The 15,842-nt window shown below is 56.2% G+C and carries 14 protein-coding genes; 4 read left to right on the top strand and 10 right to left on the bottom strand.

Annotated elements, in window-relative coordinates; genetic code table 11:
• The first annotated feature begins 11 nt into the window (after window positions 1–11).
• Window positions 12–1,466 carry a DUF1501 domain-containing protein gene (locus Fuma_RS26145; protein ID WP_077026717.1) on the top strand — a complete coding sequence of 485 codons (1,455 nt, stop codon included), beginning with the start codon at window positions 12–14 and terminating at the stop codon, window positions 1,464–1,466.
• A gap of 90 nt (window positions 1,467–1,556) precedes the next feature.
• Window positions 1,557–2,180: a Uma2 family endonuclease gene (locus Fuma_RS26140; protein ID WP_077026716.1), complete on the top strand. Its 624-nt coding sequence runs from the start codon at window positions 1,557–1,559 to the stop codon at window positions 2,178–2,180.
• Between the two features lie 48 nt (window positions 2,181–2,228).
• Here Fuma_RS26140 and Fuma_RS26135 read toward each other — a convergent pair whose 3' ends face one another.
• Together Fuma_RS26135 and Fuma_RS26130 are read right to left on the bottom strand one after the other, a co-directional pair.
• On the bottom strand, window positions 2,229–3,839 hold the full coding sequence (locus Fuma_RS26135) for an Ig-like domain-containing domain (RefSeq protein WP_077026715.1): 1,611 nt from the start codon (window positions 3,837–3,839) through the stop codon (window positions 2,229–2,231).
• A 55-nt stretch (window positions 3,840–3,894) separates the two neighbouring features.
• Window positions 3,895–4,629 carry a 3-keto-alpha-glucoside-1,2-lyase-like domain-containing protein gene (locus Fuma_RS26130; protein WP_083732339.1) on the bottom strand — a complete coding sequence of 245 codons (735 nt, stop codon included), beginning with the start codon at window positions 4,627–4,629 and terminating at the stop codon, window positions 3,895–3,897.
• A 255-nt stretch (window positions 4,630–4,884) separates the two neighbouring features.
• Here Fuma_RS26130 and Fuma_RS26120 point away from each other — a divergent pair, with 255 nt between their 5' ends.
• Together Fuma_RS26120 and Fuma_RS36890 are read left to right on the top strand one after the other, a co-directional pair.
• A complete protein-coding gene (locus tag Fuma_RS26120) occupies window positions 4,885–6,090 on the top strand; it encodes a sialidase family protein (protein ID WP_083732338.1) in 1,206 nt (401 codons plus the stop codon).
• 224 nt (window positions 6,091–6,314) lie between these two features.
• Entirely contained in the window at window positions 6,315–6,581 is a 267-nt protein-coding gene (locus Fuma_RS36890; protein ID WP_083732337.1) for a (2Fe-2S)-binding protein, read from the top strand.
• Here Fuma_RS36890 and bfr read toward each other — a convergent pair.
• From bfr to Fuma_RS26075, 8 genes are all read right to left on the bottom strand, one after another.
• Window positions 6,554–7,036, bottom strand: a complete 483-nt coding sequence (gene bfr, locus Fuma_RS26110) for a bacterioferritin (protein ID WP_077026712.1) — start codon at window positions 7,034–7,036, stop codon at window positions 6,554–6,556. The genes Fuma_RS36890 and bfr overlap by 28 nt on opposite strands.
• A 212-nt stretch (window positions 7,037–7,248) precedes the next feature.
• Window positions 7,249–8,388, bottom strand: a complete 1,140-nt coding sequence (wecB, locus tag Fuma_RS26105) for a non-hydrolyzing UDP-N-acetylglucosamine 2-epimerase (RefSeq protein WP_077028560.1) — start codon at window positions 8,386–8,388, stop codon at window positions 7,249–7,251.
• 11 nt (window positions 8,389–8,399) lie between these two features.
• Window positions 8,400–10,124, bottom strand: coding sequence for an ArnT family glycosyltransferase (locus Fuma_RS26100; protein ID WP_077026711.1), 1,725 nt, complete (start codon window positions 10,122–10,124; stop codon window positions 8,400–8,402).
• A complete protein-coding gene (locus Fuma_RS26095; protein ID WP_077026710.1) occupies window positions 10,117–11,121 on the bottom strand; it encodes a polysaccharide deacetylase family protein in 1,005 nt (334 codons plus the stop codon). Before Fuma_RS26095 ends, Fuma_RS26100 begins: the two co-directional genes overlap by 8 nt.
• Window positions 11,122–11,228: 107 nt before the next feature.
• The gene (locus Fuma_RS26090) at window positions 11,229–12,641 is read right to left on the bottom strand and encodes an NAD(P)/FAD-dependent oxidoreductase (RefSeq protein WP_077026709.1); all 1,413 of its coding nucleotides are present in this window, start codon (window positions 12,639–12,641) and stop codon (window positions 11,229–11,231) included.
• The gene (locus Fuma_RS26085; RefSeq protein ID WP_077026708.1) at window positions 12,634–13,302 is read right to left on the bottom strand and encodes an acyltransferase; all 669 of its coding nucleotides are present in this window, start codon (window positions 13,300–13,302) and stop codon (window positions 12,634–12,636) included. The genes Fuma_RS26090 and Fuma_RS26085 overlap by 8 nt, the downstream gene beginning before the upstream one ends.
• A gap of 92 nt (window positions 13,303–13,394) precedes the next feature.
• The gene (locus tag Fuma_RS26080; RefSeq protein ID WP_077026707.1) at window positions 13,395–14,432 is read right to left on the bottom strand and encodes a Gfo/Idh/MocA family protein; all 1,038 of its coding nucleotides are present in this window, start codon (window positions 14,430–14,432) and stop codon (window positions 13,395–13,397) included.
• A gap of 153 nt (window positions 14,433–14,585) precedes the next feature.
• On the bottom strand, window positions 14,586–15,815 hold the full coding sequence (locus Fuma_RS26075; RefSeq protein ID WP_218922304.1) for a DegT/DnrJ/EryC1/StrS family aminotransferase: 1,230 nt from the start codon (window positions 15,813–15,815) through the stop codon (window positions 14,586–14,588).
• Window positions 15,816–15,842: the final 27 nt, after the last annotated feature.

Genomic DNA, 15,842 nt, shown 5'->3' with positions numbered 1-15,842 from the left:
GCATCAAGTCAATGAATAGTCACTTCCCCTGCGGACAAACTCGACGCGAAGCTGTCTGGAATATGGGAGCCGGGTTCGCTGGCACGGCCATGACTGCGGCACTGTCAGACGATGGCTTTTTCACTCAACTTTCCGCCGCTGAAACAGCTTCGCCCAGGGCGGCAGCAACAACGCCGCAAGCGCATTTTCCAGGCAAGGCCAAAGCATGCATCTTTCTGATGATGAACGGTGCGCCCAGTCAGGTCGACACATTCGACTTCAAACCGGAACTGCAGAAATACGCGGGCAAACAGCTTCCTGCCGATCGGAAGTTCATCAACTCAGGCGGTCGAAAAATGGGCTACCTCACGCCCAACTGGCGGCGGTTTCGTCCCGGCGGAGATAGCGGCCTGCTGATCTCAGACTACTTCCCCAACGTCCGCAACCACGCCGATAAACTCGCTGTTATCAATTCGTGCCACACCGACAGCCACGCTCACGGTTCTGCACTGGTGGCGATGAACACCGGTAAAACATTCATCGGTCGGCCATCGCTGGGAAGCTGGTGTGCTTATGGACTGGGTTCAGAAAACCAGAGTCTGCCCAGTTATGTGGTGATGATGGACAAACGCGGTGGCCCCATCAGCGGCCAACCAAACTGGGGCAGCGGATTCATGCCATCAACGTATGCTGGCACCCTGTTTCGCCCGAGCGGCAATCCCATTCTGGACCTGAAAGGCCCGCCTCACATCAACGACAGCGCGCAGCGGGAGCAACTGGATTTTCTGGCAAAACTGAATCAGCAGCACTTGGACCAGCGACCCGGTGGCGCAGAACTCGCATCACGCATGAAGACGTACGAACTGGCCTATCGCATGCAGTCGCAGGCACCAGAAGCCGTCGCGATCGCCGACGAATCTCAGGCAACGCTGGACATGTACGGCGTAGGTCAGCAGCCAACGGATGAGTACGGCCGGAACTGTCTAATCGCGCGGCGTCTGGTCGAACGAGGCGTGAGGTTCATTCAATTGTATTCGGGCGGAGGCCATCTGGAAGAAACCTGGGACGCTCACGAGAGCATCGAAAAGAACCATGGTCGGCACGGAGCCGAAGTCGATCAACCGATCGCCGCGCTACTGACCGACCTTGAACAGCGCGGCCTTCTGGACGAAACGCTGGTTGTGTGGGGAGGCGAATTCGGTCGCATGCCATTTAGCGAAGGCAAGGATGCTCCGGGCCGCAATCACAATCCGTACGGCTTCACCATGTGGTTCGCTGGCGGCGGAGTGAAAGGCGGAATTCAATATGGTGAAACGGATGAATTCGGTTTCGAGGCGGTCACCAACAAAGTCCACCTGCACGACATTCACGCGACCATCCTGCACCTCATGGGCATGGATCATGAATTGCTGACGTACTTTCATCAGGGCCGTGAAGAATCACTCACAGACGTGGCTGGCCGAGTTGTAACAGACGTAATCGCGTAGGCAGATCTAATTTTTTGACAGCCAGCCTGCACTCTCGATACAATCGCACAGACACCGTCACTTCACCCCGAGCCCACCGGCACTCTGTTCATGTCTATTTCCGAACCGTTAAAATCGTCCGAGCACGAACCGACATGGGAGGTAGCCCATCTGTTTCCGGCTCAAGGACACTGGACGGAAACCGAGTTCTTCGAACTGCACAGCAATCGCATGGTGGAACTGGCCGACGGAACTCTGGAGATCCTGCCAATGCCAACGTGGCTGCATCAGTTGATGGTGAAGTTCCTGGTCCGATCCGTCGAAGCAGCTGTTTGTGATCGAGGAACAGTTCTCGATGCCCCGCTTCCGATTCGGCTGTTCCCAAAGACGATTCGCGAACCCGACGTGATGTATTTCGCCCCTGGAAGTGAGCCGCAGGACCCGCGTGGCTACCCGACCAAAGTCGATTTGGCGATGGAGGTCGTCAGCGAAGGTGCGGAAGCTCGCCGGCGGGATTACGAAGATAAGCGCATCGATTATGCTCGTGCCGGGGTTGCGGAATACTGGATCGTCGATCCGGATGACAAAAAGATCACCGTGCTGGTGCTGCAGGACGACAGCTACCAGACGCATGGCGAATTCAAGGTCGGTGAAGCAGCCAGTGGACTCTTGATTTCCGGGCTGAGTGTTGATGTGTGCGAAATCATGAAGCTGGGCGATGACAAGACATCGTAGTCATTGCGCATTGCGCTGAGTAGTGCTCAGATTCTGAACGATGGCGCGTTAGTTCAGGCCGGAACTTGATCTGCCCGCTTTCCCGTGTTTCCCCCAACGCACGGACATGCGGCCGTTTGTTCCGTCGATAACGTTCAGAAAACGAACGTCATACCCTTCACCGAGAGGCTCAACAGGACTGTGGACCAGTCCCGCGCCCTGAGGCACAGCGAACAGCGTGGGGGGCAGGTCTTCGTTGATCGATTCGTACAGAAACTGAGTACCGGACATTCGTCCGTGCCTCGTCAGAACAACCAGGCCGGTTCCTTTATCAACCAGCCATTCATTGAAGCTGCCTACCATCTTCGTTCGACTCCACCATGATTCGAGGCTGGCCCAGCCTCGAAGAACGTAGCAAGGTCGTTCATTAAAGGTCGTCTGCCCCGCGTATTCCAGCCGATATTTTCTGATCACTTCGACCGGCTGCATTTCCGTCAACTGGCCAAACCCCTCCGCAATTGACACATTCTGGCGAAGTACGTCGTCACTGGCCGCAACGGTCAGTTTGTCATTGTGGCGATGCCAGCATTGTTTGCCGTCACTACCGACCTGGAACGCGCGGAGATTCATGATCTGGCTGACGTCGCCAAAATATTTATCTCCTTGTTTGGCAAACACCGACGTTCGACGTGTCAATCGATAGCTCCAAACCTCGGCCGAATACTCCATCGTGGAGGTCGCCGTCAGCTTGACAGACCTGATCTTTGAATGGCTGTCACGGATCTTGCCAATCACCGCGATCAATTCTTCAGACCGCTCTGCGGCCGCAAGCCGGGCTTCCGTCTCGGCCGACACCAACGTTCGCAATGTTCGATACGGCACTTCCTTCGCGGTTGCTGGTTGACCGTCGGCGGACCGAAAACCAGTCAGATTTAGAGTCCCGTTCCAGTTCGGTGGGAAGGAAACAGGAATTACGAATTCATGCGTGGCTGCATCATATGTGACTTCTCCGGCGATCTGACACTTGCCACCAAACGGATCTTGTCCCGCGCTGAAACCGTACCACTCCGAAGCCATCGGGCGGTCAAATTTGATCCGGAGCAAAGTCATGAGAGCGACTTCGGAATCCGGTTTCGGGCTAATGTTGACAACCTGCGCGCCGTTGGATGCTTTCGGTGCCTTCTGAGTTTCAAATGTCCACTTGAAAACATCAGCGGTAACGCCGGCTGCCGACTGAAAGTTTCGATGACGTTCTCCGGGATTCACAGAAACTGTATGCGTCGCGTCTGGCCGTAGACAGACCGGCAACGAAAATTCATGGCGGCTCTCGTCGTACGTCACCGGGCCGCGCAGTCGGAAACCGGATTCGCGTGCGTGACCCTCCCACTCCAGACTAATGCTTCCGGCGCGCATAGGCTGATCGAATTGAACCTTCAGCACGGTTTCGGTGGAAACATCTTCGGCAGCATCAGGCGGAAAGGTTGATACGACTTTCGGAGCCGTCGCTGCACTTGACGGAGAGGCAAACGTGGCCACTGTCAGGCTGAGAATCACGGCCGCCCAACAGCGATGAGCCAAGCGAGCCCGCTGCGGCACCATGCCAGTTCGGACAGAGCCGGTGACCGGCACCAAACAAATCGCGGATGCGTTGATGAGAGCGAATTCCAGGGATGTCGTCATGGTTTAGGCCTCTCCAAAGTCAATGGAAACGAAACGCCGTCGCCTGGTGGATGCATCAATCGCCGGACGTAATCTTCACGTCGTCGACCCATGCTGACTTATTCACGGCCAGCCGCAGGCGACTCTTGGTCGCATGACCGATGCCTTCTGAAGTGAATTCACCAACTAACTTTCCGTCGATGGAAACGCTCATGGTGGCGCCTTTGATTTGCACGGACAGGTCGTGCCATTCGTCGGTTGCGATCTTCGACTGGAATTTCTTTTTCTTGCCGTTGATCAGTTTTTGAACTTCCGGCGACACCGTTCCTGCCTGGCGAGCCGTCCGGTGTTCCAGTTTCATGTTGCCGGTTTTCAGATCGAGGATTTCAACACTGCCAGGTCTGATGCGAGCCATGCAAATGTGACCGGCGTGGACGGACTTCTCTTTCATGTCGGCGATGTTGATGCCCAGGTCGTCCTTCTTTGTGGGAAGCTTAAAGCGCAGGTTGATGGTGGCGTCTTTGAAGGCCACTTCGTGAGTCACCGACACGCCGTGATCGGCCACTTCGGCTCGCGTGATATGCATCGCTCCGTCGACGAGGTCGACCTGCTTCACCCCTCTGGCTCGGCTGCGACTGTTGGTGCCCCATCCATTGCCTACGTCTTCCTTTTCGGGATCAGCTTCGCTACGTTCAAAATCGTCCTGAAGCAAAATCCTGCCGGTTGGCTTGTCTGCTTTGACTGCTGTCGACGTTGCCAGCAGCAGCACTCCTGCCGTGAAGACGCTTGTAACGAGCCTGGTAAATTTCATGATTCGCTTTCTGCATTGGTGATCGATGAATTCGAGGGAGATGGGTTCTCGTCCATTTGAAGCCGTTTACTGTTTGCGAATGTAATCAGGATCGGGACGCGTGACGAGTCGCTGGGGCGGATTTCGCGATGGCCGTTGAATTGAGCGAAGGTGGCAGTCAGGAACCTTCGCACGTAACATGGCTGCATGGTTCTGAAACTGTCGACCACTTCCCACGAACTCCGTCCCCTGCTCCGCCAGCGCAAAGGTTGCTTCATGAGTTTTTCGTCACTTCGTGCTACAGTTGCTGTCTTGTGTTGTCTGTCTGTGTCGACGACTGCCTGCTGGGCTGAGTCTCCGGTTTCTAACGTCTTTCGTAGCGGCAGCGAGGGGTACAACGTGTTTCGCATCCCTGCCATCGTCAAGGCTGCCAACGGTGACCTGCTGGCGTTCTGCGAAGCTCGTGAAGGCGGCGATGCCAGCAAGATTGATCTTGTTTCTAAACGCTCGACCGACAACGGCAAGACCTGGCAGCCACTACAAATTGTGCAGGCGGCTGACGATTTTCGGGAACTCTTCCCAAAGGACGCTCCGCCGATTACGGTTGGCAACCCGGCACCAGTTGTTGACCTGCTGGACACCGAGTACCCGGGCCGAATTTGGCTGCCATTCACGCTCGAAAACGATCGCGTGTTTGTCACCTACAGCGACAACAACGGCAAGTCGTGGGCGACTCGTCGCGAAATCACGTCGGACGTGAAACTTGATACCTGGGGTTGGTACGCGACGGGGCCTGTACATTCCATACAGTTGCAACGCGGGCCGCACGAAGGTCGGCTTGTGATTCCCTGCGATCACCGTCTGGGAGACGGCGGTGCGGATCGCGGACCCAACGGAGCTCACGCGATTATAAGCGACGATCACGGAACGACATGGAAATTGGGCGCGATCGACGCCACTTACGAAGACGATCTCAACGCAAATGAAACCACAGTTGTGGAACTCAATGATGGCCGTTTGTACTTCAACACCCGCGACCAAAACGGAAAGGCTAAAGGCACTCGCGGCGATGCGTTCAGCAGTGACGGCGGAGAAACTTTCGACGACGCAACGGCCGGTGACTATCGGTGGTTTGCGCCGTCGGTCGAACTACTCGACGCGCCCGTCGTGCAGTGTGCTTTGCTGCGAGGCCTGTCAGTCAAGGCGGGCGACGCTTCGAACCTGATCCTGTTCTCCGGCCCCGACGACAGCGGGCCGTCAGGGAAAGGTCGCAGCGACTTACGCATTCGGTATTCAACGGATGAGTCGGCAACGTGGCAGGATGGCCCGCTGATTCACGAAGGCCCGGCGGCCTACAGCGATATGGTCCGGCTACCCGATCAGCAATTCGGGGTGCTGTTTGAAGCGGGTGACAAGGGCGGAAAGAACTACGCCAGAATTGATTTCGCAATCTTCGGCGTGGATGAAGTCGGAGCGAAATAAGCCCCCGGTGCCTCACACACCCGAATTCACACGCCAGACGCGCTGACTTGCGGAAGCCCCGGAATCGCCATTTCCCGGCGGTTTCCGATGCCCGCGAGCCCATTTTTCACGGAATCCAACGCCGATTAAGGCTTGTCGCACGAAAGCGGCTTTCGCCGAATTCCACTCAGCGGAAAACTCAAAAAAGCGAAAACCGCATCTTGACGTACACCTGCCACCGCACCATGATACTGAGACTGAGTCTCAGTACCACAACTGCGGTGCCCGTCATGCAGCCTTCCCAGCCCAACGATTTGCTTTGTCGATGCCTCGGAATTACCGAGTCAGAAGTGCGTGCCGCCACGGATTACGCTGGTTGTCGCACTCTTTGTGACATCAAAAAAACAACATCAGCCGGAACAGGTTGTATGTCCTGCCACCGCCGGATTAAGGCGGTGCTGCAGGAAACAGTCGCTCAAACGAATCACTCGCCCGCCGATTCGCCTACCTGACCTGCCAGATACAACTGCAAGCCAACCGTTTCGATCAGGTGTAGTTGCGATTCCAGCCAGTCGACGCTCTCTTCGGATTCGACAACGATCCGCTCCATGATCTCTTTGCTGCCCGCGTCGCCGACTTCTGCCGCCAGCTTGACGCCTTCGTTGTAAGTATTGACGGCGTTCACTTCAAGCTTCAGGTCGTTCTCAAGCTGTTCCTTTACATCGCTACCGACTCGAATGACGTCGTATCGAGCGATTTCCGGCACACCTTCCAGGAACAGAATGCGGTCAATCAGGTATTCTGCGTGCTTCATCTCTTCGATGGACTCTTCGTAGTGATGAGCATGCAGTTTGTGAAAGCCCCAGTCTTTGCACATTTTGGCCTGAATGAAGTACTGGTTGATCGCCGTGAGCTCGATGGTCAGCCCGGCGTTCAATGCTTCGATAACCTTCTCGTTGCCCTTCATGATCGTTTCTTTCGTGCGTTGACATTGACTTTTGGAACGAATTTCGTCGAAGCCAAAGTCTAGCCGGAACGACCTTCGCCGTCTCGCCTGCTCACGCCGATTGCCACGATTGATACACGATCTCGCCAGCAGCGCAAGCCACGCAAAAGCGGACTTCTTCGTGCACCAGCAACACTGCCGACAAAGCTTTGTCAGGCCTCCGCGATCGGCTGTCAGACGTTGGCCCGCGTGGCCGATTGCACTGCGAAACGTTCCGCGATCAGATCCAGAATTCGAGCCGACGTCTTCCCGCCACCGTACGGGTTTGTGTCGACCTGCATCGCGGCGTATGCCGCCTTGTCGACAAGCAACCGCGAAACTTCTTGAACAACACGATTGCAATCAGTGCCGATCAGTTTGGTGGCTCCGGCAGCCACGGCTTCCGGACGTTCCGTACTTTCGCGAGTCACCAGGACCGGCTTGCCCAGCGAAGGAGCTTCTTCCTGCACACCGCCGGAGTCGCTGAGAATCAACGTCGCCTGATCCATCAGCCACACAAACTCAGGGTATTCCGCAGGCGCAATCAGGTGAACATTGCTAAGGTCCGCTAAAATTTCCTGCACCGGCTGCTGAATATTGGGGTTCAGGTGGACGGGGTACACGAACTGCACCTGAGGGAATTTTTCGGCCAGCTGCCGAATCGCGGAGCACAGACTGCGGATACCATCGCCATGGTTTTCGCGACGATGAGCGGTGATCAGCACCATGCGCTTGCCGGCGATTTTGGAATGCTTTTCAATCCAGCGATGCGGCTCCGCCCGTTCTTTCTGCACCGTCCAACGCAACGCGTCGATAACCGTGTTTCCAGTCACCGTGACGTCGTCTTCGGAATAGCCTTCACGTAGCAAATTATCGGCAGCCGTCTGTGTTGGAGCACAATGCAAACCGGAAACAAGCGAACAAACACGGCGGTTGAATTCTTCCGGAAACGGTGAGTTGATGTCTGTCGTGCGCAGACCGGCTTCCACATGGATGAACGGCAGGCGATGGTAGAACGCGACCATGCCAGAACACATGGCCGACGTCGTGTCACCCTGCCCCAGAATGCAGTCGGGCTGGTGCAAATCGATGGCGTCGCCGAGTGACGTGAGGCAGCGTGCAGTCAGCCCGGTGAGCGTTTGCCCGGGCTGCATCAGCTTCAGTTCCAGATCAGGACGAATGCCGAAGTGTTCCGTCACCTGATCCAGCATCTCGCGATGTTGACCGGTCGAACAGGCAATGACTTTGATGTCACTCCGCGACTGAGCGGCCAGAATGATCGGCGCAACTTTAATAGCTTCAGGTCGCGTGCCGAAGACACACATAAGCTTGATGGGGCGGTCGGTCATGGCTGAGTCTTCAATTGTTGAATATGTGCGTTCAGTTTCGGCAGGTCCACCGCAAACACTCGCAGCGAAAATGGTCGAGTGCCGGGGACGGTGGAGCGGACAGGAATGTTCTCCAGCGGCGGGAACTGTTCCGGCAATGACTTAATTAGCTCTCGCATCTGTGCAGCCAGCGGGATCTCACCGAACGGCTGCGGATCTTCAAATACAATGCACGCTGGTGCCGTGTCGGCGATGGCTGCGAGTATGCCAGCGTCGGAATCCACAAACTGCTGGAAGTCGACCGACGGCACGTTCGTGAAGTCGTACAGGATTCGATCGGCTCGCGCGACATGGCGAGAACGCGTGGCGTCGAGGTGTCGTAGGTGATAAGTAAAGTTGCCATCCCACCAGCCGTCGACAAACACGACATCGCCTTCAGTTGTGTTTTCCAGAACCACCGTCGCCGCGCGTTCGTAGCCGGTGACTCGAAAGACGTTGGACTGGAACGAACCCCATGCGGTGCCAGCGATCAGAATCGCGGCTGTTAGAGGCAGTCCAACCGACATTTTCTCCGGAGCAATCCGCTTTAGGACGCTCGCAAGAGCACTGGCACCGACGGTAGCCAGCCATGCCACGGCGGGCAGCCAATAAATGGCATGCCGCGGCTTCAGCTCAGCCAGCGGCGTAAACGTCACGTACGTTCCCAGCAGAATCGCCGCGAACACGCCCAACGACGCGCGATGTTCTTTGACGCAGCAGAACAGCAAGCCGATCACGACGAACATTGTCGCCACCCACCCAGCCTGTATCGGGATCGCCGCCGGATAGAAGGACAGCGCGCCAGGGGCAAGCATTTGGCTCTTGCTACCCGTCACACTTTCGGCCGCCTGTCGCAGATGCAGGTCGCCCATTTCTTTCCAAATCACATAGTATGTCGGTGCCAACAGCACGATTGCGACAGCGGCAGCGATCGGGACGTGTTTATTGACCAGAGTCTTCCAGCGGCCCGCGAAAATCGCCATCAGCAGCAGAGTCGGCAACAGCATCGCTGCGTCGAATCGAGTTAAAGCGCCCAGCGACGCCGCGACCGCTGCGAAGTAAAGATTGCGAGTCCGCTGTTCGCGCAGCCAAAGATCGAAGCGTTCGATGCTCACCATACACAGGGCGAGCGTTGGCATTTCCAACATCACGTGGCGGCTGTAAAGAAAAACCATCGGCATCACGGCAAACGTGACGGCCGTGAGTTCGGATTGTTCAACAGACATGCGCCGACGACAGATGCGATACAGACACGCCGCTGCTAACGCGAAACACGCGAACACGAAGCATCGCGGAACCCAAACAGAGGTGCCGAATATCGTCATCAGCACGCCAACCGCGCCGTGAAACAATGGCGGCCACACCAGCAGGCCGAGCGCCGGGTATTGTTCGTAGTAGGCTTCCGCGTATCTCTTTGGATCGCTGAGCGGCATGTCAATCAGCAGGTCGCGAAAGAAAACCGACGTCATCGTGTGCCGGTTCGAATCGCCGTTAAAGACGGGCTCCGCCGGAGCCTGAACGACCAAGTGCAACAGGACCGGCACAGCGGCCAGCAGCAGAAAACGACGAAATGGTTTTGCTGCTCGGTCACGGTGGTCGATCTGCGGCGCAGCGTCGAACGAGTTGATAGACTCGACCGGCTTTTCGGTAGCGTGCCGAGTTTCTACAGAGACGACTTCCGGTTGTTCACAAACCTCAGACATCAGCGGAAACCGTTTCAGTAAGTTGTGGTGCCGCTTCCTTCAAATTCGCAACCGCCGGCGACAGCTTTCCGCGAATCGCAGCGGCGTGGTCTTTCATCGGGCGAACGTCGTAGTGCTTCGACATCTTCCGAAGCATCCACGCCACCAGCTCAACCTTCGGTTCGGCTGGTCGGCCCATGGCCGGGAAGAACGCCAAATCGCTGTCGTCGTCGCACCCCATAAAGTCGAGCGGGTGCAGCAGCAGCGACGGAGCGATTCCTGTCATGCGACACATCGTCAGCGCCATGTTCCAGTAACTCTTCGCGGCCAGCGTCGAAAACTGAGCCAGGTACAGCACGTAGCTGGCGTGAATTGGCGTCTTAAAGATCGGCATCGTCGTGACGGGAATCTCGGTAATCTCGCCTTCCGGGAACTTCCACTGAAATGGCCTCAGCGGTCGGAAGCCTTCACTAAACCTGCCGAATAGTTCCTTACGTTCTTCCCGCTGACTCTTATCCAGCCGAGTCGACATGAAGTAGTAGAGTCGGGCCAGCGGGCCGAGGAAGGTTGGGAAGGTGGAGCCGTCGTACTTGTAGCCACGGCGCGCCATGATCTGCAGCAGTTCTTCTGTGAAACTGAAGCCGGGACCGCGGAAGCCGATTGGGCACTGTCCGGTCACTCGTTCAAGGTGCTCATCCGTTTCTGCCAGTTCGCGAACCAGTTCCTGCTGGCTATAAAGATGCAGCCACGGTTCATGTTTGAAGGAGTGATTGCCGATTTCGTGCCCGGCCGCAGAGATCGATGCCAGCGCCTCGAAGTTCTTTTCGCGAGCGGCGTCTTCACCGACAACGAAAACCGTCATCTGCAGATGCTGATCGTGCAGCACCTTTAGAAACCTCGGCACGACCGTATCCAGATAGGTCGGGTACTGATCCCAACCAGCATCTCCATGAGTCTTCATGTACGACCACTTATTGTCGAGGTCGAGAGATACACTGGCGATCGGTTTGTTGTTCATGGTGTTGGTTCCGTAGATCTGACTCTCTGAAGTCGAACAGTTGCCGGTGGCATTGACCGAAGGACGTGCGCCCGCCTATGCAGCCACTGACTCGACGAACCTGTGTGTTACCGCACGAGGCTGACGTCGGCAGCATGGTGGTTGGACGAAGCCGTTTGTGCTCGACTGACGAGCGCCGCACTCTGCTTGTCGCCAAACTCCGTCACAAAGTCGTTCGCCAGTTTCACGGTTTCGTTCACGTTCAAAGTTCCATTGACGATGTGCGACGAGTTCACAGCGAAGACGTTCGCAACGTTCGTTTCGAACGGCGGCACTCGCTCTGAATAGCCCAGCGTCGGCAATGCGAAGACGTGCCGCACGCGGGAAATCCGAAACGCTTTCACGTCGTCTCGCGAAAACTGCGGATACATGCGATCCAGAGCACCAAGAAACTCTTCTTCGATTTCGGCGTCTGTCTTGTTGAATGCCTCGTCGTCCGGAGCCACATACTTCGGCAGATAGATCAGATGATTGCCGTCGAGTTGCTTTGGATCGACCAACGCCGTCATTTCAATAACGGCTGTGAACGGAACTCCGTCGTCGGTGATATTTGTAACGTAGTAGGGTGAGATGCCCTTCTTCAGCAGCACAGACGCACAAATGATTCCGTGGTAGCGAATACCTTCGTGCAACGCTCGCTGTTCGGCATTCAGATCCGGCAGTGCATTGGCCAAAACGGGTGAAGGCAGCGTGGAAACAACTTTGTCGTAGACGTCGGTGCCCTGCTCCGTTTCGACAACAACCGGACCTTCCGGAGTGGCGTGAATGCCCTTCACTGCCGTGTTGCACTGCACATCGACTCCACGCGTGACCAACCGATCTTCGAACGCCGTCAGCACGCGATCGTAACCGCCGCGCACGTAGCCAAACATCTCCTTCTTGAGTCCAGATCGGCGCGCAGCATACATGCGCGCGATCGTGGCCCAGATAAACGCGGCCGACGTGTCGCGCCAGCATTCACCGAGTTTCGCTCGTAACAACGGCAGCCACATTTTCTGAAACGTGCGTTTGCCGGAAAGCTTCGTCAGCCAGTCAGCAACGGGAATCTGTTCCAGCTTCTTCCAGTTTTTGACTTTAGAAGCCCAGAAAATGGTCCCGCCCAAACGAAACTTATCGATCAGGTTCAGTGGCGGAAACTTCAGGAACTCAAGCGTGTTGGACATCGAATACAACTGGCCGTCGGTGTAGAAACCGGTGCGAGTCTCCACCCATTCCATCTCGTCTTCGACGCCCAATTCCTTCCACAGTTCGCGAACGTACAAATCGGAAAGCAAAGTGACGTGGTAGTGACGGTCCCACGTGACATCGCCGACCTGCCATGCATCCGCGAGGCCGCCGAGGTTAGAACGACTTTCGATCAACGTGACATTGTGGCCCTGCTGAGTCAGCCGATGCGCGATCGTCATGCCCAACATGCCGCCGCCAAGGACAGCCCACTTCTGAGGCTGCTCGGCGTTGGTTGTGTTTTCTGCCTCACGCATTAGAAGCAGCCTCCACCTGACGCGCCGAGCTGCCGGCACCAGGATTAAAGAGTTCTCTGACCGCCTGCCCTTCGACTTCGTACGCAAGGCCGCACTCACACGTGACAGGGATCGCTCCTGTGACGGCGTCGGCTTCGCTGAATCGGTGTACTGGCTGACCGCAGCGGCACACAACTCCGACAGATCGCGCCGGACTTCCAACTACCAGATGAAAGTCGGGAACTGATCGCGTGACAACGGAACCCATGCCGACCATTGCAAACCGACCGATCGTGAGATCGCATCCGATCAGACAGCCGGCTCCAATGGTTGCTCCTTCGCATACGGTTGTCTGAAGCGTGTGTTCGTCCGGTTCGGAACCTCGCAGAGTCTGCAAGTCCGGCGTGGTGGCTCGCGGGAACCGATCGTTAGTAAAAATCGTCCCAGCACTGATCATCACGCCGTCTTCGATCGTAACACCATTGCAGATGTAGACGTTCGAATTAATTTTCACTCGGTTACCGATCTGCACTTCGTAGGCAATCAGCGACTTGCCGCCGACGATACATTCGTCGCCCAGTGAAGCACCGAAACGCACGTGAGCGTTGTCCCAGATGGAAACATTCTTACCGAGCGTGACGCCGTCTTCGACGATCGCGGTGTCGTGTATTCGAATTGCCATTTTTCAAGAGCCGTGAGTGAAATGCAGAGGAATGTGAAAGTCAGTGCAGTGTGGCGAGCGGGCCCGAAGGACCTGAGCCCATCGTGGTGCCGCTACTCAACCTTGGACGCAACACCGCCACGAACCCATTGTTCGTGTGTTTGTGCCACAGGATGCCATTCACTGGATTTCAGAGCTTCGTAAGCGGTTTCCATCGTCATCACAGAAGCCAACGCGTCGTTCGAATTGATGATCAGTTCTTCTTCGCCCTTGATGGCGGCGGCGAAGTTGCTCAACTGGTTTGAGAACGCTCCCACTTTGTCGTAGCCGTTTCCGAAGACTGTCCATTCGCTTTCGCCGGCGAGCTGAAACTTCGATTCCTGCCAGCCAACCAGCAGCGTTCCCTTCGAACCGTAGATGCTGATGAAGTGCGGCTGCACTTTGTTCATGCTCCACGACAGGTCGATGCTGCCCATCGCTCCCGCTTCGTTGCGGACGAACAGGCGAGCCGTATCTTCCACGGCCAGATTCTGAATGCGACGACCTTCGACAACCTGCAGTTCGGTGACCGAACCCAGCAAAAATCGCATGATGTCGATCGAGTGTGTGCCGTTGTCGATTAGGACGCCGCCGCCGCTGATTTCCGGATTCGAATTCCAGCGTTGCGACATATCGCAGAAGCCGGCGAACGTGTTTTCGAACAGCACGATGTCGCCCAGCTTGCCGGATTCGATAATGCGGCGAGCTTCCTGGACGTCTTCCACAAAACGAAACTTGGAACCCATCGTGAAGGTCACGTTGTTGGCGTCCGCTGCACTGATCATGCGGCGAGCATCCTGTGACGTCACGGCGAGTGGCTTTTCGCACAGCACATGAATGCCCAGATTCATCAGTTCGATGCAAATGGCGGCATGCGTATTCGGCGGTGTGCAAACGATGGCCGCGGTGGGCTGCAGTTCGGCACACATGATTTCGATGTCATCGTAAGATTTCGCTCCGACGATCTCGGCCACTTCTTCAGCGGCTTCTTTGCGAATGTCGGCGACACCGACCAGCTTGTATGGCAGGCCATTGGCGAATGCCTGAGCGTAAGCTTTGGAAATGCCACCGGCACCGATGAGAACAAAGGTTGGTTCAACGCGAGAAATCATGGAACTGCTTTCGCAAGGGGTGAGTTGGATTCTTACCCTCAAAGCTGTGCTTCGAGGAATGGGATTGAGTGTGATAAATGGTTCGGATCGAAGCTGAGCCTCGAAAAATTCGGTCCCAAACCGGAGTTTGGGACCGAACAGAATTGCGGGCCACTACTGAGTGACGTTGGATGCGTCGACCTTCTGCACTGACGCCACCGCTTCGCGAATGGCATCGGCCAGGTACTCAACGTGTTCGTCGGTGTAACATTCGTTGAAAGGCAGAACCAAAACGTGCTGCAAAGCCTTGTAGGTGCCTTCGAATTTTTCACGGCTGTAGTCAACAGCTTCCGGACGAGCCAGGCTGAAAGGCCAGCGGCTGGTTCCGAAAGTGACCTGATCGCGAATCACCTGACATTCAAAGGCTGGCTTCTGAATGTACCGAGGAGCACAGGCGATGCCTTTTTCCCGCAAAGCCGCTCCCAGACCAACAGCTCCGCCTTCGATCACGGTGGCATCGATGTTCAGGCAGTACTTCCAATAGGTGTGAGTGCTGTCTGGTGTGACAGTCGGCGTGGAAACTCCGGCGAGTCCGCTGATGCGAGGCGTCAAGGCGTCGGCCAAACGAGTTCGCGAAGCAACGACGTCTTCCAGTTTTTCCAACTGAGCCACAGCGACAGCTCCCTGAAGTTCACTCATGCGATAATTCAGAGCGGCAAAGTAGTGGTCCGGCTTCTCGTCGCCGTAGCCCCATGCCTTGTTGATGTACAGAAACATGTGGCGAGCCAGCTTGTCATCGTTCGTGACAACAAGGCCGCCTTCACCCGTGGTAATGTGCTTGCCCTGCTGCAGACTGAAGCAGCCGATGTCGCCGATGGTGCCGACGTTTTCTTCGCGGTACGTCGTCAGAAACGCCTGAGCACAGTCTTCGATTACGGGAATGTTGTGCTTCTTTGCCAGTTCCTGAATGGCGGCCATGTCGCAGGGGTTGCCGAACAGGTGAGTAACAATGATGGCTTTGGTGCGTTCGCTGATCACCTTCTCAATGGTGCGAGCCGTCACGTTGTAAGTTTCCGGATCAACGTCCGCAAAGACCGGCACAGCTCCCTGATAGATAATTGGAGTCAGTCCGCCCATGTCAGTGATGGACGTGGTGATGATCTCGTCACCCGGTTCCGGATTGATGGCTGCGACGGCACAATGAATGGCGGCCGTTCCGCTGGCACACGCGAATGCGTGCTTCGCGCCCAGTTTCTTGGCGAATTCTGCTTCCAGAGTCTTAACGAATTCGCCCTTGGTACTGGTCAGCGTGCCGGATTCAATTACCTGACGCAGTAGTTCCAGTTCTTCAGCGCCCAGCGTTCGGCCGGTGGAATCCTGATCTGATGGCAATTGCATTGTCATTGTGACGCTTCTTTCTGAGTGAAAAAA

Source organism: Fuerstiella marisgermanici, assembly GCF_001983935.1.
Lineage (GTDB): Bacteria > Planctomycetota > Planctomycetia > Planctomycetales > Planctomycetaceae > Fuerstiella > Fuerstiella marisgermanici.
This window is presented reverse-complemented; position numbering and strand designations above follow the sequence as displayed.